Origin of the sequence: Flavobacterium sp. LB2P53 (assembly GCF_003970305.1) — a bacterium.
In the GTDB taxonomy this organism is placed as follows: Bacteria; Bacteroidota; Bacteroidia; order Flavobacteriales; family Flavobacteriaceae; genus Flavobacterium.
The window spans coordinates 24538-45578 of record NZ_RYDG01000002.1; the positions used below are offsets into that span (position 1 = coordinate 24538).

Consider the following 21041-nt stretch of genomic DNA (forward strand, 5'->3'; position numbering starts at 1 on the left):
CAAAATGTTAAAATTTAGATTAAAAAATCAAAATTTCACTATGCATGCATATAAAAAATACATTTATCACAAAATTATTATTGATTTTTGGATATATGATAAAAGTGTCAAAAGAGCAAACATTTATGATTCGTTTGTATTTTGGAAAAAAATTAAAGACAAAAGAAGTACTAATAAAAAAAGCCTCGAAAGTTTTTCTTTCGAGGCTGGCACTACTAAAAAGGATATCAGTAATATCCCTATTATATTTTATTTTATTCTACAGTAACCGACTTTGCTAAATTACGAGGTTGATCTACATTGCATTCCCGCATAACAGCAATATGGTACGACAAGAGCTGTAACGGAATTGTAGTTATCAGCGGCGATAAAGCATCTGAAGTTTCTGGTATTTCGATAACATAATCTGCTAACTCCCTAACTTGAGTATCGCCTTTAGTCACCACTGCTATAATTTTACCACTTCTGGATTTTATTTCTTGTATATTACTTACAATTTTATCGTAATGGCCTTGTTTAGGCGCAATAACGACTACTGGCATGTGTTCATCTATCAGTGCAATTGGTCCATGTTTCATTTCAGCAGCAGGATAACCTTCAGCATGAATATAGGAAATCTCTTTTAGCTTTAAGGCTCCTTCAAGCGCTACAGGAAAGTTATAGCCTCTCCCCAGATAAAGACAATTTGGAGCATCTTTAAACATCGCCGCAATTTCTTTTGCTCTCTCGTTTGTCTCTAAAGCTTCTTTTACTTTTTCAGGTATAATTTCTAATTCCTGTAAATAAGCATGAAAAACAGAATTTGACAATGTCCCTTTGGCTTTAGCCAAACGCAACGCAATCATAGTCAAAACCGTAATTTGAGTGGTAAAAGCCTTGGTCGAAGCAACACCTATCTCAGGTCCGGCATGTGTATAGGCTCCAGCATGTGTTTCTCTAGAAATAGAAGAACCTACCACATTGCATACTCCAAAAACAAATGCCCCGTTTTCTTTGGCTAACTTAATTGCTGCCATTGTATCTGCTGTTTCTCCAGATTGAGAGATGGCGATCACAACATCTTTACTGTTAATTATAGGATTTCTATAACGGAATTCTGATGCATATTCAACTTCAACTGGGATACGGGCAAATTCTTCAAATATATATTCCGCAACTAAACCGGCATGCCAAGAAGTACCGCAAGCAACGATTATAATTCTATCGGCGTTTAAAAATTTTTCTAAATTATCTTCCACACCAGACATTTGAATCAATCCCTGATTAGCATGAAGCCTTCCACGATAAGTATCTTTGATAACACTTGGCTGCTCATAAATTTCTTTCAGCATGAAATGATCATATCCTCCTTTTTCAATTTGCTCCAAATTCATTTGAAGTTCCTGAATATTCGGATTTACTAAAGAATCATCTTTAATTTTTCGGATTTTCATCGGTTTGTGCAACCTGATATTCGCCATTTCACCGTCTTCTAAATAAATAGCATTCGATGTATATTCTATGAATGGGGAAGCATCAGAGGCAATGAAAAACTCTCCTTCTCCAACACCTATAGCCAATGGACTTCCCAGACGGGCAGCCACAATTTCATTTGGATTTTTTTTATCAAAAACAGCAATTGCATAAGCGCCCACCACTTGGTTTAAAGCGACCTGAACTGCTTTGCCTAATTTTAGATTGTCTTTTTTTTGTACTTCTTCAATTAGATTCACTAACACCTCGGTATCCGTATCTGAATGAAATACATACCCTCTTTTTATCAACTCTGCCTTTAAGGGCGAATAGTTTTCAATAATTCCGTTATGGATTATAGCTAGATCTCCAGAATTAGAAAGATGCGGATGCGAATTTACATCATTAGGAACTCCATGAGTAGCCCAACGTGTGTGTCCTATTCCAATTGTTCCGTTGGTAGTAATGCTAGAAGAAGCGCTCTCCTCCAGATCAGAAACCTTTCCTTTTGTCTTACACAGTTTCAAGTTTTCGCCATCATATAGCATGACACCGGCACTATCATACCCTCTGTACTCAAGCCTTTTTAATCCCTTTATTACAATAGGATAAGCTTCTCTATAACCGATATATCCAACGATTCCACACATAAATTTGACTTAATTTGGTTTTGTATAAAAAATTTCAAGTTTCAATCGTTTATCAACTGGGACGGTAGATTTTGAGCCATATAAAATAGTTCCCAAAGGACTCATAACAGAAGCTTTTGGCGCTCCGGTGATAAAAGAATTAGGAGTTCTCAATTTATGGGAAGGAAATACACTGATGTCTTCGGTAACAACAACACCTAATTTGACATTAGTTGAATCCTTAACATTGATAAGATTTCGTATTTGATTGGTTATTCTAATCTTGTATGTCAACCCTTTTTTGGAAGTAGCATTTACGTTAATATTCCCATCAAAAACTGTTTTTGCTTTTTTGAGATTGGCAGTATTAGACGTTAAGTCCATATAATAATCCACAATAGGCCGATTATTATTAAAATCATATAGATAGATCCTTTTTGGTTCATAACTACCTGACATAGCCTCCGCATCAATATGAAAAACAAGACTTGCTTCATTGATCAACCAGCCACTGTTCCTAATGGCTTCTAACTGACCCGGAGTGTTAAAAAGACTCAATACTGCAACGGATCCTTGGCCCCCTTTAAGGTATAATTTCTCGTCTCCTTCCGAAGTATTTCCCGTATTAGGCAAAGCATTATAGGCAAGTCCGCTACTTCCAAAATTGTTTTCTAACAAACTAACACAGTTTCCTGTCAGGTTCATCACTATGGTTTTTTTAACTCGTGTTGGGCTCCCTCCAGTAGTTGAGGCCAAATCTTCATTGTATTTTATCGTAATTTTTCCTGCTTTAAAGTCCAACATTGCTAAATTACCGGCACTTCCTGCCGCTTTCTCCATTTTAAAGTACAGGCCTCTAAAATAGTCTTTAAAAACATCATTTGTTGCTAATTTCCCCGAAGCAACAGCATCTATTATCCTTGTTTTAAAATAGCCTCTATTTAGACTAATTTGCATTCCTGGAGCCGTTCTTGTTGTGGTAACAGCATTAGTTAAGGAATCCGTAACCGCAACTACATGCTCCGCAGGATCAAAGAAAAAAGCATCGTTTTGTGCTGTATCCACAGCGTCATTTAAACGACTGGATACTTTAACATTATCAAATTCTGTATTTTGGTTTGTAAAATAATTTTGAGCCTGTTGAAAACCACCTACCGGATCCGCATCTCTCATGTAGTAACCCGACTCATAGATGCTAATTTTCATTTTAGCTTTTTCAACACCATAAATTGAATCTAAGCGATACACATTTCCCGTTGTGGTAGATGAGGAGGTCAATGTGCTAAAATATGGAATTGTTAAGATTACACTTTCTATATAAGCATTTGCACCTATAGTAGATATAGGAGTGACCAATGTCAATTGTGTACCATAATTTGCTGTTACTTCGCCAAAATTAGGATTATTAAAAATCCCTAAAGGACTTACCGCAAGATTATTAGATTGTATTGGCCCCGTTTTTTGATTGTAGGCTATTACATCATACGTTTCTTTTTCCAGGTTAAAATTATTTTCACCTATTAAACCCGCTCCAATTTCATTATAATCTTTATCACAAGAATATAAAAAAGCAATACTTGCCACTACCAGAATTTTCTTAAAGAAAGAATTATTGTACATATTTAATAAAAAAGTTTAATTTAAAGAACCTCGTTTCTGTAGAAATTAGTATAAGCTTCCGCGAATGCATCTTTCGGGACGAAAGATAAAAAAGGTTTTCCTGAAGATTCTATAAATTTTGTTAAACTTGAAGACAGGTTTTCCGAGGCAATAATCACAGCGTCAGAATGTTTTATCGTGGCCTTAATAATATTTTCATAATCCGGGATTTCAAGATCAGCAATATCTTCTTTAGGTATGCCATCAAATTTTACTTTATTAATCATTCCAGCATCTAAAGTTCCTTCAAAAGACTGACTGTAAACCGATGTAACGATTTTTGTCTCTGAAAACAATGCTTCATTTTTATAATAATGTTTCATGTAAATGGGCAACATTGCCGCCATCCAGCCATGAACATGAATAATATCTGGCACCCAATTGAGTTTTTTCACGGTTTCTACCACTCCTTTTGCAAAGAAAATAGCACGCTCATCGTTATCCGGATACATCACGCCTTCTTCATCTGCAAAAGTCGCTTTGCGCTTGAAATATTCATCATTATCAATAAAATACACTTGTATTCGTTCCTTTGGTATAGATGCCACTTTAATAATCAAAGGCATATCCAAGTCATTCACTACCAAATTCATGCCCGAAAGTCTGATAACTTCGTGCAACTGATGTCTTCTCTCGTTAATATTTCCATACCTTGGCATAAAAATTCTTATCTGTCCGCCTTGATCATTAATCATTTTTGGAACGTCATAAGACATTAAAGAAACCTCGTTTTCAGCGAGATAAGGCACCACTTCAGATGATACGTATAATATCCTCTTATCTTTCATATTATAATTTACTTAATTTATTGGCAATAAAAACAGTGCAAAATTACAATAATTTATGCAGTTATTAACTAAAATAGTAAGTTTGCATTTAATTTTAATAATACAGTCATGCCTATTTTCTACGGAAAAGCATCTTTAATGAACTATTTGAAACCTATAAAAGCACTTCACTCCACCATTGGATTTGTTCCAACTATGGGTGCTTTACACCAAGGTCATCTGGCATTAATGCAAAAATCATTGTTGGAAAATGAGAATACGGTAGTGAGTATTTTTGTCAATCCTACTCAATTCAACAATTCCGAAGATCTGGCAAAATACCCAAGAACATTTGATGAAGACGTAAAAAAACTTACGGCTTTGAATCCAAATATCATTTTATACGCCCCTGAGGTGGTCGATATTTATGATGGAACACCCCTTGCTGAACATTTTGATTTTGATGGACTTGAAAATCAAATGGAAGGCAAGTTCAGACCCGGGCATTTTAATGGTGTCGGTACAATTGTAAAACGTCTTTTTGAGATTGTTCAACCTACAAAAGCCTATTTTGGGGAAAAAGATTTTCAGCAATTGCAAATCGTAAAAAAAATGGTAGCTAAAAACCATTTAAACATAACCATAATTGGCTGTCCCATTTTTAGAGAGCCTAACAATCTGGCCATGAGTTCCAGAAATGAGCGTTTATCAGCTCTGGAAAGAGCCGAAGCTGCTATCATCTACAAAATATTAACTTCTGTAAAAGCCCAATTTTTTACAAAAAGTACCGCAGAAATTTCAGAATGGGTTCAAAAATCATTCCGGAACAATCCTACTTTTGTATTGGAATATTTCGTTATTGCTGATGAAGCAACCCTGCTTCCGTGTACCCGAAAATATAAAAATAAAAAATACCGTGCCTTTATTGTTGTAATAGTCAACAATATTCGTTTGATTGACACCATTTCATTAAATTAATTTACTTTTGTAGCATGCAAATTCAAGTTTTAAAATCAAAAATTCACCGCGTTAAAGTAACGGGAGCCGATCTGAATTATATCGGAAGTATTACCATTGACGAAACGTTACTGGATGCTTCTAACATCATTGAGGGGGAGAAAGTGTCTATTGTAAACATCAATAATGGTGAACGTTTTGAAACCTACGCCATCAAAGGCGAAAGAAATTCAGGAACCATAACCCTCAACGGACCTGCGGCCAGAAAAGTGCAAAAAGACGACATCATCATCATCATCTCATACGCAACAATGGAATTTGAAGAAGCCAAAACCTTCAAGCCTTGGGTTGTTTTTCCCAATGAAAAAGACAATTCTTTGACCTAAAACATTCCATTCTAAAACGGCTCTTTATGGTATCGTTTATGATACGCAAAAGGCCCTTGTCACTTCCAGCCACTGATGCTCTATTTTTTAAATAAGAAAAAGAAAAGCAACAGTGGCTAATTTTTTATAATGTAGTATATTGCTTCTCCTAGTGAGCGTGAAATACCCGTACTTTAACCAAACGGTTGCTACTAGAAAAACAGGATGCTATGAAAAGCCAAATACCAAAAAAATAATGTCAAAAGTAAAAACAACTTTTTTTTGCCAAAACTGTGGCGCACAATATGCCAAATGGCAAGGACAATGCAATTCCTGTAAAGAATGGAATACAATAGCAGAAGAAATTATACAGAAACAAGAAAAAACAGCTTGGAAAAGCGAAACTACTTCTAGCAGTAAAGCACCAAAACCGTTACGGATAAACGAAATTGATTCTGCTCAGGAAATCCGAATGGACACGACAGATGGCGAACTAAATCGCGTTCTGGGTGGCGGAATCGTTCCCGGCTCCTTGATCCTTTTAGGTGGTGAACCCGGCATAGGAAAAAGCACACTGTTGCTCCAAATCTCTTTAAAATTACCGTATAAAACTTTATATGTTTCAGGCGAGGAAAGTCAGAAACAAATAAAAATGCGTGCCGAAAGAATCACGCCCAGCGGTGACAATTGCTATATTCTTACCGAAACCAAAACCCAAAACATCTTCAAGCAAATTGAAGCCATACAACCGGAAATCGTGATTATCGATTCCATTCAAACCTTGCATACGGATTATATCGAATCCACTCCCGGCAGTATTTCTCAAATACGGGAAACCACTGCCGAACTAATCAAATTTGCCAAAGAAACTAATATTCCAGTGATTCTGATTGGTCATATCACCAAAGACGGTAACATTGCCGGACCAAAAATCCTAGAACACATGGTGGACACAGTTTTGCAGTTTGAAGGTGACCGAAATCACGTATATCGCATTTTACGTTCGTTAAAAAACCGTTTCGGATCCACTGCTGAAATTGGTATTTATGAAATGCTGGGCAATGGTTTACGCGAAGTTTCGAATCCATCCGAAATACTGATTTCGCATAAAGACGAGGAATTATCGGGAACAGCAATTGCTTCAACTTTAGAAGGCATGCGCCCGTTGATGATTGAAATTCAAGCCTTGGTAAGCACCGCCGTTTATGGAACGCCACAACGCAGCACGACGGGGTATAACGCCAAAAGACTTAATATGATTCTAGCCGTTTTAGAGAAAAGAGCCGGTTTTAGGCTTGGCGCCAAAGACGTTTTCCTGAACATAACCGGAGGAATTTCAGTAGATGATCCAGCGATAGATTTGGCTGTAGTTGCCGCCATTTTGTCCTCGAATGAAGATATAGCAGTCAATAAAGATTTTTGCTTTGCCGGCGAAGTGGGACTTTCCGGTGAAATACGTCCGGTAAACCGCGTGGACCAACGCATTCAGGAAGCGGAAAAATTAGGTTTTTCGACCATTTTTGTTTCTAAATACAATAAAATTGCATTGAAAAATACCGGAATTAACATTCGATTAGTAGCCAAAATTGAAGATGTGGCGAGTGAGTTGTTTGGATGATATTTGTTGACAAATCTAAAATAACGTTTCTCTTATACATTTAGTGTTGCAACTAATTGTGATTATTTGGTTTACGACGCAGAAGTTGTAGTCTTGATTTGTTTTCAAATACTCTAAGGGCACGGATTGCAAATCCGTTATCGGGATATAAAAAACCGAAATCCAATTACTAATGGCACTGCTGCCGCTAATATCAAAAACTACAACGCAGAAATGTTGTAGTTTTTTTATGTCCTAAAATGGAATAGTATTCATTTTATCCAATCAAAACTATAAAGAAAATTATAAAAAACTCTGCTTTAGTATTATTTTCCTTTTCTTTATGACTAATACTCCAAACGCATTGTATTTTAGATTCTTTTATTTTTAAAACTGTTTATGAAAACCCAAAAACAAAACATAATTCTAGCAACAAAAATACTTTTTGTATTGTTTACCACTATAATTATTGCTTTTTACCTCTTTCGTGATGCCGTTTTACAGCAAACCATTGCAAAAGTTTCCCATGAAATGAAAATGGATTACAACAGTACTTTTACCATAAAAAAAGCTTCTTTTGAAGGATTGTCCGGTCTAAATCTTACCGAAATCATTTTGGTTCCAAAAAATGCCGATACGCTTTTTAAAATTAAAAAATTAAAAACCAGCGTTAATTTGTGGCATTTGATAACCGGCGACCTACAACTTGGTACTTTAGAGGTTCAGAATGGTTTTATTCAATTAGTAAAAAAAGGAAAAAAGGGAAATTACGATGCTTTTTTAAAGAGGGACAATCAAACACCAGTACAAAATGAGAAAAGAGATTACGCTCAATTTGCCTACAGAATCATCTCAAAAGTACTAAATTTAGTTCCAACTGATATGATTCTGAACAATCTTTCGATCCGAATTAACGATAACGAAAAAAAAACAAACATCAATTTTCAAAAATTGCGATTGGTCAACAAGCAACTTGAAACTGCTATTCAAGTGCAAACCAACACCTTTACTCAGCACTGGAAAATTAAAGGATTTGCCGATCCCAGAAATAAAAAAGCCGATATTAGATTCGTTAATATCGACACCTGTGCCATCAAAATGCCGTATTTAGACGAGCGGTTCAACCTAAAATCAAGCTTTGACTCCATTCGTTTGAATATTCAAAACATAGATAAAGACGGTGATGAATTGCATATCGATGGGTTTATGGCTATTGCTAATTTAAAACTCAACCATCCTAAAATCGCCAGCAAAGATGTATTGCTAAAAAACGCCAAATTTGACTACCGTTTTCTTTTGGGTTCTGATTTTATTTCGATTGACAGCACCTCAACAGTTCAGTTAAACAAGATAAAATTTCATCCTTATGTGGCTTATGAAACTGAAAAAGACACGATTTATAAACTCAAAGTGAATATTCCAAAAATGAACGCGCAGGATTTTATCACTTCGCTTCCAGACGGTTTATTTGCCAATTTTCAAGGCATGAAAGCCAGTGGTACTTTTGATTACAAATTGGACTTTGCATTCAACCAAAACAAACCCAATCAACTGGTTTTTGACAGCAAACTAAAAAAAGAAAATCTAAAAATTACAAAATACGGTGAAGCCAACCTGAACAAACTCAATGGCGAATTTGTGTATCGCGCACTTATAAAGAACGTGTTGCAACGTCCGGTTTTAGTGGGCTCTGCTAATCCAAATTTCACGCCACTGGACCAAATTTCACCCTATTTACGAAAGTCGGTTTTGACAACGGAAGATCCTTCTTTCTTTTCGCATCGTGGTTTTATCAGCGAAGCTTTCAAACAATCCATCATCAAAAACATAAAAACTAAAAAGTTTTCCCGCGGCGCTAGTACCATCAGCATGCAATTAGTGAAAAATGTTTTTCTGAGTCGGGAAAAAACTGTTTCCCGTAAACTGGAAGAAATTTTATTGGTTTATATTCTGGAAAACAACCGGATTGTAAGCAAGGAACGCATGCTCGAAGTGTATTTTAATATTATCGAATGGGGTCCAAATGTATATGGAATTGGCGAAGCAAGTCAATTTTATTTCCAAAAAACACCTTTGGAATTATCACTGAACGAATGCTTGTATCTCGCCCGAATTATTCCAAGTCCAAAAAAATTCATGTATCAGTTCAACGATCAGGGAATGTTGAAAGATTTTGCTGTAAAACAAGAGTTGTTCTTAACCAATATTATGTTTCGAAGAGGGCTTTTGACTCCTGAAGACACGATTTACAAGTCCTTACCAATATTGATTTCAGGACCTGCAAAATCTTTTATCAAATTCAAAATACAAGATTCAACACAAATAAAAGTGGATTCTTTATCGGTTGACGATGAATTTGATCTGTAATATTGAAAACAACCCTGTCCAATTTCAAAAATCAGACAGGGTTGTTTCATTTAAGGTGCCGGATCCGGAATCACGGCTTGCACTTCATCAATCGCTTTTAAGATTTCATCCGAAAGTGACACTTGAATGGTATCAATATTTTCTTTTAATTGTTCCAATGTGGTTGCGCCAATAATCGTGCTGGTTACAAACAGCTGTTGGGCTATAAATGCCAACGACAATTCCGTCAAGGTCAATCCGTTTTTCTTAGCGATTTCCTGATATAGCCGCGTGGCTTCGGTGCATTGTGGACTGCTATATCTGGAATACTGCGGAAACAACTTGATTCTGGCATTTGGATGCGCTTCGCCAGTAAGGAATTTACCGGACAAAACGCCAAAAGCCATTGGAGAATACGCCAATAAACCAACATTTTCTCTCAGGCAAATTTCAGCGGACCCGTTTTCAAAAAGTCGGTTCAATAACGAATACGGATTTTGAATCGTCTTTATTCTTGGCAGATTATTGTATTTGCTTTCCTCCAGAAAACGCATAATTCCCCAAGGATTTTCATTTGAAAGACCTATGTGATTTATTTTTCCTTCCTTGACAAAACCGTCTAATGCTTCCAGCACATTATGAATATTATCTTCCCAAGCATCGTCTTGCACTTTGAAACCGCGTTGTCCAAAATAATTGGTTTTACGTTCCGGCCAATGCAATTGGTACACATCCAGATAATCAGTTTGCAGGCGTTGCAAACTACTGTCCAATGCAAACTTGATACTGGCGGGCGAAAAATCTAATTTTTCTCTCATGTAGCCAAAATTAGGATTGGGTCCGGCAATTTTGGAGGCCAAAACAATTTCTTCTCTTTTCCCTGTTTTCTTGAACCAGGTTCCAAGGATTTTCTCTGTACTTCCATAGGTTTCCTGACGCCCCGGAATAGAATACATTTCGGCAGTATCAAAGAAATTGACTCCATTTTCAAAAGCATAATCCATTTGTGCGTGACCATCAGCTTCTGTGTTTTGTTGCCCAAAAGTCATGGTTCCAAGGCAAATTTTGCTGACTTTTATATCAGTATTTGGTAATGTTGTGTATTTCATATTTAAGGAAATTGTATTTTATTTTCGAAAACAAAGATAAAATTAGTTTGCGGTTACGATTTAGTGTTAACAGAAAATTGACAAAAGTTTACAGGATGTTAAAAAAATAACCGCGAATTCGCAAATTAAAAGCCCTTGAAACGAAAGATAAAATTAGCGAATTAGCGGTTAAGAAAAGGTTCCTTTTTTAAACCATTAAGAGATTAAGCTTCATTAAGAATTAATGATTAATTTTCTTAATTCCTTAATGGTTAAACTTATAAAACTGGAGATTATTTTATAAAATATCTCGTAGAGAACAAAAAAAGGTTCAAAGCATACACTCTGAACCTTTCTATACTTTAACCTTTAAACCTTAATTTATTTCATTCAGCATTTCGGCAATTTCATCTAATCTTGGGGTAAGAATTATTTCGATTCTGCGGTTCTTCGCTTTTCCGTCAGCAGTTGCATTGCTGGCTAGCGGAGAGAACTCTCCTCGTCCTGCGGCGGTAAGACTTTGTTTGTTGATTTTTGAGTTTTCGCTCAAAATAGCTACGATTGCGGTGGCTCTTTTGGTTGATAAATCCCAGTTATCCGCAATTGGTCCAGAAGCTGAAAAAGCATCATCATCCGTATGTCCTTCAATAAGAACGGAGATTTCAGGATTGTCTCCTAAAACTTTACCTAATTCTACTACTGCCTTTTTCCCTTCGGAACCTACTGACCAACTTCCGGAATTGAAGAGCAGTTTGTTCTCCATGGATACGTATACTTTTCCATTTTTTTGTTCGACAGTCAATCCTTTTCCTTCAAAACTATTCAAAGCATTAGAGAGTGTTTCTTTTAGTTTTTTCATGTTGGCTTCTTTGGCGGCGATCAAGTCTTCTAATTCTTGCAAACGCTGGGCACTTTTGCTCAAACTCTCTTGTTCTACTGCCAACGCTTTTGCTTTCTCATCTAATTGGCCTAGTAAATCACGATTTTTCTTCATGTTACTTTGTAAAGCCTCTCCGCTGTTTTTCTCTAAAGCGGCATAGGAATCCTGCAGGACTTCGAGTTTGTTTTGAGCAGCAGCATAATCTGCTTTCAATTTATCAAGTGCTGCTTTAGAAGCACTCAAGTCAGAAGTTAAAGCAGTTCTATCTAAATCCAATTGGTTTTTAGTTTTCAGCAAATCTTCATTTTCGTCCGTTAGGCTTCGGTTTTCCTTTTTGGAATCCGCATACTTGCTTTCTAAGTCATTGTATATTTTTTTTGACACGCAGGATGTTGAAAGTGCCAATACGAGTAATCCTAAGGAAAATTTTTTAATCATTTTAATGGTGTTTATATCGTTTTTATTGTTGTTTTGAAATCAAAAATTTGAATTGCATTCGGATGCCCTAGCCCCGATAGAAGTGAAAATCCTTTTCTCTCGTTTTTTAACGAGAGAAAAGATTGTAGCGGATAGCGGGAAATAGCTCCTCCTTTGGCTGCGCTAAAGATGATTACTCTAATTCTACCAAGACCGGGCAATGATCTGAATGTACGGCATCTGATAAAATAACGGCTCTTTTGAGTTTATGTTTCAAAGAATTGGCAACTAAATTATAATCGATGCGCCACCCTTTGTTATTCCCTCTGGCTCCAGCGCGGTAACTCCACCAGGAATACTGGTGCGGTTCACTGTTGAAATGGCGAAAACTATCGACAAATCCGGACTTTATAAATCCGTCAAGCCAGGTTCTTTCATGGGGTAAAAATCCGGAAACGGTCTTGTTTCTAATTGGGTCATGAATGTCAATTGCCTCATGGCAAATGTTGTAATCGCCACAGATAATCAAGTTTGGCGTTTCTTTTTTGAGTTCATCAATATAATTCTTAAAATCATCCATAAACATGAATTTATGGTCGAGTCGCTCCATATTTGTCCCAGATGGCAGGTACAAACTCATCACGGAAAAATCATCAAAATCAGCCCGAAGGTTCCGCCCTTCAAAATCCATGTGGTGAATTCCGGTTCCGTGGACCACATTATTAGGTTTGATCTTTGAAAGAATCGCTACTCCGCTGTACCCTTTTTTAGTGGCTGAATAATAATATTGATACGGATACCCTGCCTTTGCAATAGCCTCCACAGGAATTTGATCCTCAGTGGCTTTGATTTCCTGTAGGCAAATGATGTCCGGATTTGCCTGTTGCAGCCAATCGATAAATCCTTTTGAAATTGCGGCTCTAATTCCGTTGACGTTGTATGAAATAATTCTCATAAAGTGTGTATTTGAATTTCTGTAGAAATAAATAATTCCCAAATGGTATTAGAAATGCATTTTTAGAATCTGTCAGAAAAAATCATGGTGTGTATATAACGATTTCAAATGTAATAAAAAAGTACAAGTTTGACTCAGAAAAATAGAGAAAATGGAGTTTTTTGCTATCTTTGTTTCTTGCTTTAAAAGAAAAAAATTCATGGGTTTAGTAACCGCCAAAGAAGTTGCAAAAGCAATAAATGCTGATAAGTATGGAGTTCTAGGTACCTTCTCAGGATGGATGCTTATGAAGGTGCTAAAGATTTCTACCTTAAACAAAATGTACGACAGAAATAAGCATTTGAAAGATGTTAATTTCCTGAATGGAATATTAGATGATTTACAAATAAAATTTGAAATTCCGGAAGAGGATTTAAAGCGCCTGCCAAAAGAAGGAGCTTACATCACGATTTCAAACCATCCACTGGGAGGAATTGACGGGGTTTTATTATTGAAATTAATGCTGGAGAGAGAACCCAATTTCAAGATTATTGCTAATTTTCTTTTACACCGAATTAAGCCGCTCAAAAAATACATCATGCCTGTGAATCCTTTTGAAAATCATAAGGATGCTAAATCAAGCGTGGTGGGAATCAAGGAAACACTGCGTCATTTAAGCGATGGAAAACCCTTAGGCATGTTTCCCGCAGGCGAAGTCTCTACCTATAAAGATGGTAAGTTAATGGTAGATAAGCCTTGGGAAGAAGGAGCTATCAAAGTAATTAGAAAAGCGCAGGTGCCTGTGGTTCCTATTTATTTTCATGCTAAAAACAGTCGATTATTTTATTTGCTTTCTAAAATAAGCGGGACTTTTAGAACGGCAAAACTGCCTTCGGAAGTCTTTAGCCAGAAACGCCGTGTGATCAAAGTGCGTATTGGTAAACCAATTTCCGTAAGCGAACAAAATGAGCACAAGACTTTAGAGGAATACTCTGAGTTTTTAAGAAAAAAAACGTACATGTTGGCCAATCCTTTTGAGAAAGAAATTCCTTTTTTGCCAACGCCTACTTTAAAAATTCCTAAAAGCCCAAAGACAATTGTCACTGCTGCCAACAGCGAAAAGATGATTGCCGAAGTTGATGCCGCCAGAAATAGCGATTGCCGACTTTTACAAAGTAAAAATTATGAGGTTTTCTTTTCTGAAGCCACTAAAATTCCAAATATCCTGCATGAAATAGGACGTCTTAGAGAAATCACTTTCAGAGAAGTAGGCGAAGGAACCAATGAGTCTATTGATTTAGACAAGCACGATAAATATTATCATCACTTGTTTTTATGGGATAATGAAGCCCATAAGATTGCTGGTGCGTACCGAATGGGATTGGGTTCAGAAATTTATCCGAAGTATGGAATCAATGGATTCTACCTCAACGATCTGTTTAGGTTTGAGCCCGAATTACATGATATGATGCACAAATCTATCGAAATGGGACGCGCTTTTATTATCAAAGAGTACCAACAAAAACCAATGCCGCTTTTCCTGCTTTGGAAAGGAATTATGCATACCACCTTACGCTATCCCGAACATAAATTTTTATTGGGAGGCGTGAGTATCAGTAATCAATTTTCAGATTTTTCTAAATCCCTAATGATTGAATTTATGAAATCCAATTATTATGATCCGTACATTGCGCAATACATTCATCCCAAAAAAGCGTATAAAGTAAAATTAAAAGATGCCGATAAGGATTTTATTTTTAACGAAACCGAATCGGATTTGAATAAGTTTGATAAAATTATCGACGAGCTGGAACCGGGAAGTTTGCGTTTGCCGGTTTTAATCAAAAAATACATCAAACAAAATGCAAAAGTGGTCGCATTTAATGTGGATCCGTTGTTTAATAATGCCGTAGATGGATTGATGTACATCAGGATTGCAGACATTCCGGAAAGTACCATGAAGCCCGTAATGGAAGAATTCCAGAAAGAATTGGAGCGAAAACTGAGCGAGAAAGAAGATTAATTTCAGAATCCCATTAAATAAGTAAGTCGAAAGTTTAAAAGTCGTAAAGTCAAAAGAATTAACTTTAAGTAAAACAGCTTTAAATCAGATTGTTACATAATTTTATCCTGATTTTAAAATACGACATTATACCATGGTTATTACTTAGTTGCTAGAAATTTTACAAATCAGCACAAAATTAATTCGTGGCAATTAGTAAAATTTGTGGTAGAAAAATACCCCCAAATAGTGTCTGACTTTTTGGGGACAGTCTAAAACCGGGATTTTTTTATGTTTTAAAACCAAGCCTTTTTACCTACTTGATACATTTGGTAAAACTCCTCGTCAGATTTTGTCAAATAAATTATTCCTTCGATAATACCTAAAATGTATGTCACCGTTCCGCAGGTAAAAAGACTAATTACCAGCCATATTATCCCTTCAGTAGTATACCCCAATAGGAATTTATGAATCGCAAGAGGACCTAAAAGTATCGCTAAAATTCCGGCAGGCAGCTTTTTATTGTTTTGACGAACTGGCAGCGGATTATTCCAATTTTCAATCTTCGAATTTTGCATAAATAATTTGTATTAGATTGTTTTTCAATGGTTAAAAATATAAAAATTATTGAAACACTCTACCAATTGGTTCAAAAATTCGGTTTTATTTCCTCCACTATTCAAAATCTATCCGAATTTTCTAGAGTTACAAACCTCCATAACGCCCACAATTATTACGCCTTCATCTGATAATTTTGCAATAAACGTTCTAAATCATCAACTGTAAAATTTTGCACGAACCGTTTTTCGCTTGGCTTAAAATGATTGGTACCATCCATAAACGGCTGCCATTGGATAGAACAATCCTTCCCATTTTGTCTTTCCACCAAAAAGTAAAACGATACGAATTGGCTTTAAACCAATATGTTATCTTCGCAACAAGCGACGAGTTTTAGGGATTTTTACTTTAAAGAAGAAACTCCAATTCCCGTATTGCGCTGCTACGGCACGACAAATTTTACCTATCTAAGATACTTTGCTTTTATTTTATCAACGATCACTTGTGCCAATCGTTCATGGCTTTCGAAAGTCCAACCGGCAATATGTGGCGTCAGAATTGCGTTTTTGGCTTTCAACAAATACTGAAAAGCCTCTGGTGTGTTTTTATCGTTAAAAAGGGTTTCAAAAGACAACTTCTCATATTCCAGAACATCTAAACCTGCTCCGAGAATTTTTCCGGATTGCATGGCAGTAACCAAATCGGCAGTGACAATATTCTTGCCTCGAGAGGTATTAATAACCCAAAAAGGCTTAAGAAATCCATTGATAAAATCAGCATTCACCATTTTATTTGTTTCGGAAGTCCATGGAACATGCAAACTCACTACATCTACTTTTTGCTGAAATTCTGCTAAGGAAACCTGCTTCGCATTAGCATCACCCACATTTTCCTGAATGTCATAACACAAGACTTCGACATCAAAACCACGGAGTTTTTTGGCAAATGATTTTCCCATGTTTCCGTACCCGATAATTCCAACGGTTTTACCGTCAAGTTCCTGACCGCGATTGCTTTCCCGGTTCCAATGGCCTGCTCGTATCTCGCTGTCAGCTTGATTCAATTTATTAAAAATGGATAAGATCATACCCAAGGTGTGTTCAGCAACAGCGTTTCTATTTCCTTCTGGAGCGGCAATAAGTGTAATGTTTTTAGATGCTGCATGCTCGCAATCAATGCTTTCCAATCCGGCTCCAACGCGAGCGATGAATTGCAAATTAGTAGCTTTGTCCAAGAATGTTTTGTCAATCTTGAAACGGCTTCGAATCACAACTCCTTGATAATCCTGAATTTTAGCTTCGATTTCTTCTTTTGAAGAAGTAAAATCACTGTGATTGATAAACCCGGATTTTTGCAATTCATTCCACAGTAAGGAATGATTGCTGTCGATATGAAGTATTTTGATGGTCATAATTGCTTTGTTTTTGCTACATCAAAGAAACAAAAAAATTACGGTTTATACTTTTAAGAACGGAAATTAGCTTTCAAAAGCTTAAATTTGCAGAATTCCTATTCATCATTTATACTATTAATTATAGGAAAAGAAAAACAACAAATGAGATTAACAAAAACATTCAAAGCCTTTTTTGAAAACGAAAAAGCGGGAGGTCTTTTATTACTCCTAGTTACGATACTCTCTCTTCTATTTGCTAATTCCCCTTTTCAAACTGACTATATTGCCTTTTGGGAAACCAATGTCGGCAACCATTCGATCACCCACTGGATCAATGACGGACTGATGACTATCTTCTTTCTTTTGATTGGTTTAGAGCTAGAACGGGAGATCTACAAAGGAGAATTGTCGAGTATTAGAAATGCCACTTTACCTGTTTTTGGTGCTTTAGGCGGGATGATTGTTCCGGCAGGAATTTTTTTACTGCTCAATTTTGGAACACCCACACAAAATGGTGCCGGTATTCCTATGGCTACTGACATTGCCTTTGCAATTGGAGTTTTATCGCTTTTAGGAAATCGGGTTCCTACCTCGCTGAAAGTATTCCTTACTGCCCTTGCTGTAATTGACGACTTAGGGGCTATTTTGGTAATTGCTGTTTTTTATACAAAAACAATTGCTTTTACCAATCTGTTTATTGCTTTTGCCATTATGGGTGGTTTATTTATCCTGAACAAAAGAAAGGTTCACAACCTTATCCCCTATTTAATTGGGGGTGCTGCTATGTGGTATTTTATGCTGAATTCAGGTGTTCACGCCACAATTACCGGAGTGTTATTGGCTTTTGTCATTCCGTTTGGAGACGGAGGCAAGAAAACATCATCTTATAAATTACAGCATTTTTTGCACAAACCGGTTGCATTTTTGATTCTGCCGCTCTTTGCCATCGCCAATACCAGTATTGCCATTGGTTCTGATTGGTCAGAAGGATTGAATCATACCAATACAATTGGGATCATGCTGGGACTTGTGGTGGGAAAACCTCTTGGAATTTGGCTTTTCTCCTTTTTAGGAGTGAGTTTAGGCATTTGCACGTTGCCCAAAGATTTAAATTGGAAAAAAATAATTGGGGCAGGAATGCTTGGTGGAATTGGGTTCACCATGTCCATTTTCATTACCCTTCTTGCTTTCAAAGAAAGTGGTAAAGAGGTTATTACATACTCTAAAATTGCCATTCTGATTGCTTCTTTTGTTGCTGGTCTGACGGGTTTCTTCTGGTTGAAATATACCTTAAGAAAACAATCTAAAAAGAAGAAAACAGCACTAGTATAAAACATATTGTGATCCTAAAAAGCCTCGTTTAAGCAATTAAACGAGGCTTTTTTATGTTCAATAAGCTTCTATTTTGAATAACTTATCGCAAAACTATTTTTAAAATCTCTTTTTTTAATAAATAAATAAAGCATGAATGGAATAATCATCACAGGAGAAAATTTTTGAAGTACTGCAAATTGAATAACCAAACCGGTTACCACCATTCCGGTCAGTATTCCGAATCCAAGATTGTACGTAAGACTGGGATTTATGCTCAGTACTTTCGTTTCTCCCGCCTTTAGCACTATCTCTTCTGTTTGAAAAGAAGTTCCATCACCAATTTCTATGGTATGTTTTCCGGGCAAAACACGGTATTCTTTCCGGTTGTTGCTGTAGTTCATTTCACACTCCGTTTTGCTATCAATACGTACTACATAGCGATTGGATTTATTGTAAATACCACTGCTTTTAGACATTCTGAAAACAATTGTGCTCTGATTCATATTTGATTTTTTACGGTTTATCATGCTAACAAAACCTTTTTCATGGTTCCTGTAACAAGTCTACACATATTTACCCTAAAAAGTATATCCAATTCCTAGGTGTAAAAAAGGAATGTATTGGTTTCTATTGTATGCTCCATCTGCATTCTGGACATTACCGTTAACCGAATTCTCTTTCAAATAAACCACTCGATACCCAAATCCTACCGCAGTTTCATAGGTAAAATGATTCCCAATAGTACGCTTCAAACCCCAAGTGGGTACAATTGCTAAATCAGCCGTTTTTGTAACGTTATCTGCAAGATTAATCACAAACCAATCCGGATGGTAACTTGTTTTAATGGAAAAATAATTCCCGCTATTATTGGCGATTTGCTTCCCATTTGAATTCCTTTTTTCCAGATTATAGTAATACCTTGGTTCTAAAGTGACTACTGGCTGCAAAATAAAACCGGTTCCATCATAGTGATCTCCAACCGTAAAATCTTTTTCAAGACCGATTTCACTGCGCACAGCGATACTATTAGACACCTTACTTTCATTGTTAAACCAAATTCCTGCGTGTACTCCGAATCCGGTTTGTATACCAAAAATTGATTTTTCAACGGTTACTTCTTGGGCATTTGCATTTAGATTGAATGCTAAAATCAGGACTACTAGGACTTTTCTCATTTATTGATTATTAGTGTTATTCTCTGTTATTTAAATTTTTAAACCAGATTTCTGTTTACTTATTCGTGCAATAATCTACTACGGTAACTTTATCTGGTGCCGGACTCAAAACAGCTACAAAAGCTTTGTGATCCGGATGAATTAAATATGCATCTCTGTCGGATTTACTGGTGAAAGTCAACACAAAACAATGGGTCAAACCATTATTCAGGTTTTCAGGACTGTTATTAATTCCCCATTCATACGCTTTGATCAATTTGATTTTATGTTCTAAGTTTCCAAAAGCAGTGACTACTTTGTCAATTGCTGCTGCATCTGTACCGGGTTTCCAACCAAACATCACTACATGTTTAAGGATTTGTTTTTGTTCGTCTTTTTGCGCATTCACAGTATAACTTGAAATTAAAATAAGGATTAATAGGAGTAGTTTTTTCATGGTTGTTTTTTTCAAATATAAGATTTATTTGAGTGTTAATACAAATATGAAATGTCAATATTCATCCCTTTTAAGAAAAAAATTGCGCAAAGTCGGAGACGTTTGCGCAGCATAATTAACGAAAAAATTACAAAACTATACGCCTACCCCTTGATTTGTTTCAATGACGTCTTAATACCTCGTATCAGGGACGAACTGAATCCGTGCATTTCCATTTCGTTCAATCCGGCTATGGTACAGCCTTGTGGCGTGGTCACACGGTCAATTAATTGTTCCGGGTGTACTTTTTCTTCTAGTAGCATTTCTGCAGCACCTTTTACCGTTTGTGCCGAGATGGCTAAGGCGGTTTGCCAGTCAAATCCAATTTCGATTCCGGCTTGCATTGAGGCCCGAATGTAGCGCAAGGCAAAAGCGGTTCCGCTGGCCGCCAAAACAGTTGCAGCATCCATTAATTTTTCGTCAATAATAGGAGCGGTTCCCAAATTCTGAAAAAGGGAAACTACCTCTTGTGCCTTCTCTTTGTCTTTTTCATTAAACGCAATACAGGTGGCTGAGGCGCCAAACTGTGCCGCGATATTGGGCATGATTCGGATGGCACTATTAGCCGTACCGATTTTGTTTTGCAGATTTTCTATCGACAATCCACTCACTGCCGAGGCGATGATTTTATTAGAAATTACGGGAAGAATTTCGGCCAAAACAGTGTCTACTTGGTATGGTTTGATGGTCAAAATAATGACATCGGCTTCCTGAATCTGATGCATATTATTGGTAGAAACTGTTGCTCCTAATTTTTCAAGATACAGAATGCTGGAGGTGTTTCTTCGGGTTATGGTAACTTGGTCTTCTGGCGAAAATTTTGATAGTCCTAATGCGATAGAAACTCCTAAGTTTCCTCCGCCAATGATATGTACTTTCATGCTGGTTGTGGTTTTTCCTCTCCCCTCCAGAAGCTTTGGGACTTTCCAAAAGAAAGCCAAGCCGTCTGGAAAAAGTGTTGGTTGTATAGTTATAGATGTATTCGTTTGTTGTTGTATTTCCTCTCTATTCTCTTTGTTCTCTATTCTTTTTC

Annotated in this window: 18 protein-coding genes; 6 read left to right on the forward strand and 12 right to left on the reverse strand. The window is 36.6% G+C overall.

Annotated features, from left to right (window positions below; translation table 11 throughout):
• Nucleotides 1-254: 254 nt before the first annotated feature.
• From glmS to EKL95_RS02595, 3 genes are read right to left on the reverse strand one after another with little or no spacing between them, the layout of a single operon-like run.
• Nucleotides 255-2102 carry a glutamine--fructose-6-phosphate transaminase (isomerizing) gene (glmS, locus tag EKL95_RS02585; RefSeq protein ID WP_126457944.1) on the reverse strand — a complete coding sequence of 616 codons (1848 nt, stop codon included), beginning with the start codon at nucleotides 2100-2102 and terminating at the stop codon, nucleotides 255-257.
• Between the two features lie 9 nt (nucleotides 2103-2111).
• On the reverse strand, nucleotides 2112-3701 hold the full coding sequence (locus EKL95_RS02590; RefSeq protein WP_126457941.1) for a DUF4270 domain-containing protein: 1590 nt from the start codon (nucleotides 3699-3701) through the stop codon (nucleotides 2112-2114).
• Between the two features lie 20 nt (nucleotides 3702-3721).
• Entirely contained in the window at nucleotides 3722-4528 is an 807-nt protein-coding gene (locus tag EKL95_RS02595; RefSeq protein ID WP_126457938.1) for a glycogen/starch synthase, read from the reverse strand.
• A gap of 108 nt (nucleotides 4529-4636) precedes the next feature.
• On the opposite strand from EKL95_RS02595, the gene panC reads away from it, so the two are divergent.
• From panC to EKL95_RS02615, 4 genes are all read left to right on the forward strand, one after another.
• Nucleotides 4637-5485 (forward strand): pantoate--beta-alanine ligase, encoded by an 849-nt coding sequence (gene panC / locus EKL95_RS02600; protein ID WP_126561311.1) that lies wholly within the window; start codon nucleotides 4637-4639, stop codon nucleotides 5483-5485.
• A gap of 14 nt (nucleotides 5486-5499) precedes the next feature.
• Nucleotides 5500-5850: an aspartate 1-decarboxylase gene (panD, locus tag EKL95_RS02605; RefSeq protein WP_126451936.1), complete on the forward strand. Its 351-nt coding sequence runs from the start codon at nucleotides 5500-5502 to the stop codon at nucleotides 5848-5850.
• Nucleotides 5851-6085: 235 nt separating this feature from the next.
• Entirely contained in the window at nucleotides 6086-7447 is a 1362-nt protein-coding gene (radA, locus tag EKL95_RS02610; RefSeq protein ID WP_126457932.1) for a DNA repair protein RadA, read from the forward strand.
• 378 nt (nucleotides 7448-7825) lie between these two features.
• A complete protein-coding gene (locus EKL95_RS02615; RefSeq protein WP_126563493.1) occupies nucleotides 7826-9793 on the forward strand; it encodes a transglycosylase domain-containing protein in 1968 nt (655 codons plus the stop codon).
• 50 nt (nucleotides 9794-9843) lie between these two features.
• On the opposite strand, the gene EKL95_RS02620 is transcribed toward EKL95_RS02615, so the two are convergent.
• The 3 genes from EKL95_RS02620 to EKL95_RS02630 form a co-directional block, all read right to left on the reverse strand.
• On the reverse strand, nucleotides 9844-10881 hold the full coding sequence (locus EKL95_RS02620; RefSeq protein ID WP_126457926.1) for an aldo/keto reductase: 1038 nt from the start codon (nucleotides 10879-10881) through the stop codon (nucleotides 9844-9846).
• Nucleotides 10882-11236: 355 nt separating this feature from the next.
• A complete protein-coding gene (locus tag EKL95_RS02625) occupies nucleotides 11237-12178 on the reverse strand; it encodes an OmpA family protein (protein WP_126563494.1) in 942 nt (313 codons plus the stop codon).
• 172 nt (nucleotides 12179-12350) lie between these two features.
• Nucleotides 12351-13112 carry an exodeoxyribonuclease III gene (locus tag EKL95_RS02630; RefSeq protein ID WP_126457920.1) on the reverse strand — a complete coding sequence of 254 codons (762 nt, stop codon included), beginning with the start codon at nucleotides 13110-13112 and terminating at the stop codon, nucleotides 12351-12353.
• 199 nt (nucleotides 13113-13311) lie between these two features.
• On the opposite strand from EKL95_RS02630, the gene EKL95_RS02635 reads away from it, so the two are divergent.
• Nucleotides 13312-15114, forward strand: a complete 1803-nt coding sequence (locus tag EKL95_RS02635) for a GNAT family N-acyltransferase (RefSeq protein ID WP_126457917.1) — start codon at nucleotides 13312-13314, stop codon at nucleotides 15112-15114.
• 275 nt (nucleotides 15115-15389) lie between these two features.
• Here EKL95_RS02635 and EKL95_RS02640 read toward each other — a convergent pair whose 3' ends face one another.
• Nucleotides 15390-15671 carry a TM2 domain-containing protein gene (locus tag EKL95_RS02640; RefSeq protein ID WP_126451929.1) on the reverse strand — a complete coding sequence of 94 codons (282 nt, stop codon included), beginning with the start codon at nucleotides 15669-15671 and terminating at the stop codon, nucleotides 15390-15392.
• A gap of 443 nt (nucleotides 15672-16114) precedes the next feature.
• A complete protein-coding gene (locus EKL95_RS02645; protein WP_126561314.1) occupies nucleotides 16115-17062 on the reverse strand; it encodes a 2-hydroxyacid dehydrogenase in 948 nt (315 codons plus the stop codon).
• Nucleotides 17063-17206: 144 nt separating this feature from the next.
• On the opposite strand from EKL95_RS02645, the gene nhaA reads away from it, so the two are divergent.
• Complete coding sequence (gene nhaA, locus EKL95_RS02650; RefSeq protein ID WP_126451927.1) at nucleotides 17207-18376, forward strand: Na+/H+ antiporter NhaA; 1170 nt, start codon at nucleotides 17207-17209, stop codon at nucleotides 18374-18376.
• A gap of 68 nt (nucleotides 18377-18444) precedes the next feature.
• On the opposite strand, the gene EKL95_RS02655 is transcribed toward nhaA, so the two are convergent.
• The 4 genes from EKL95_RS02655 to proC form a co-directional block, all read right to left on the reverse strand.
• The gene (locus tag EKL95_RS02655; protein ID WP_126451926.1) at nucleotides 18445-18861 is read right to left on the reverse strand and encodes a hypothetical protein; all 417 of its coding nucleotides are present in this window, start codon (nucleotides 18859-18861) and stop codon (nucleotides 18445-18447) included.
• Between the two features lie 75 nt (nucleotides 18862-18936).
• Complete coding sequence (locus tag EKL95_RS02660) at nucleotides 18937-19533, reverse strand: hypothetical protein (RefSeq protein ID WP_126561315.1); 597 nt, start codon at nucleotides 19531-19533, stop codon at nucleotides 18937-18939.
• Nucleotides 19534-19588: 55 nt separating this feature from the next.
• Nucleotides 19589-19969, reverse strand: a complete 381-nt coding sequence (locus EKL95_RS02665; protein WP_126561316.1) for a Dabb family protein — start codon at nucleotides 19967-19969, stop codon at nucleotides 19589-19591.
• Nucleotides 19970-20112: 143 nt separating this feature from the next.
• Nucleotides 20113-20889, reverse strand: a complete 777-nt coding sequence (proC, locus tag EKL95_RS02670; protein ID WP_126561317.1) for a pyrroline-5-carboxylate reductase — start codon at nucleotides 20887-20889, stop codon at nucleotides 20113-20115.
• Nucleotides 20890-21041: the final 152 nt, after the last annotated feature.

Bases quoted from the DNA above. Each gene is read 5' to 3' on its own strand.
- glmS (WP_126457944.1), bottom strand. From the start codon at position 2,102: ATGTGTGGAATCGTTGGATATATCGGTTATAGAGAAGCTTATCCTATT.
- EKL95_RS02590 (WP_126457941.1), bottom strand. From the start codon at position 3,701: ATGTACAATAATTCTTTCTTTAAGAAAATTCTGGTAGTGGCAAGTATT.
- EKL95_RS02595 (WP_126457938.1), bottom strand. From the start codon at position 4,528: ATGAAAGATAAGAGGATATTATACGTATCATCTGAAGTGGTGCCTTAT.
- panC (WP_126561311.1), top strand. From the start codon at position 4,637: ATGCCTATTTTCTACGGAAAAGCATCTTTAATGAACTATTTGAAACCT.
- panD (WP_126451936.1), top strand. From the start codon at position 5,500: ATGCAAATTCAAGTTTTAAAATCAAAAATTCACCGCGTTAAAGTAACG.
- radA (WP_126457932.1), top strand. From the start codon at position 6,086: ATGTCAAAAGTAAAAACAACTTTTTTTTGCCAAAACTGTGGCGCACAA.
- EKL95_RS02615 (WP_126563493.1), top strand. From the start codon at position 7,826: ATGAAAACCCAAAAACAAAACATAATTCTAGCAACAAAAATACTTTTT.
- EKL95_RS02620 (WP_126457926.1), bottom strand. From the start codon at position 10,881: ATGAAATACACAACATTACCAAATACTGATATAAAAGTCAGCAAAATT.
- EKL95_RS02625 (WP_126563494.1), bottom strand. From the start codon at position 12,178: ATGATTAAAAAATTTTCCTTAGGATTACTCGTATTGGCACTTTCAACA.
- EKL95_RS02630 (WP_126457920.1), bottom strand. From the start codon at position 13,112: ATGAGAATTATTTCATACAACGTCAACGGAATTAGAGCCGCAATTTCA.
- EKL95_RS02635 (WP_126457917.1), top strand. From the start codon at position 13,312: ATGGGTTTAGTAACCGCCAAAGAAGTTGCAAAAGCAATAAATGCTGAT.
- EKL95_RS02640 (WP_126451929.1), bottom strand. From the start codon at position 15,671: ATGCAAAATTCGAAGATTGAAAATTGGAATAATCCGCTGCCAGTTCGT.
- EKL95_RS02645 (WP_126561314.1), bottom strand. From the start codon at position 17,062: ATGACCATCAAAATACTTCATATCGACAGCAATCATTCCTTACTGTGG.
- nhaA (WP_126451927.1), top strand. From the start codon at position 17,207: ATGAGATTAACAAAAACATTCAAAGCCTTTTTTGAAAACGAAAAAGCG.
- EKL95_RS02655 (WP_126451926.1), bottom strand. From the start codon at position 18,861: ATGAATCAGAGCACAATTGTTTTCAGAATGTCTAAAAGCAGTGGTATT.
- EKL95_RS02660 (WP_126561315.1), bottom strand. From the start codon at position 19,533: ATGAGAAAAGTCCTAGTAGTCCTGATTTTAGCATTCAATCTAAATGCA.
- EKL95_RS02665 (WP_126561316.1), bottom strand. From the start codon at position 19,969: ATGAAAAAACTACTCCTATTAATCCTTATTTTAATTTCAAGTTATACT.
- proC (WP_126561317.1), bottom strand. From the start codon at position 20,889: ATGAAAGTACATATCATTGGCGGAGGAAACTTAGGAGTTTCTATCGCA.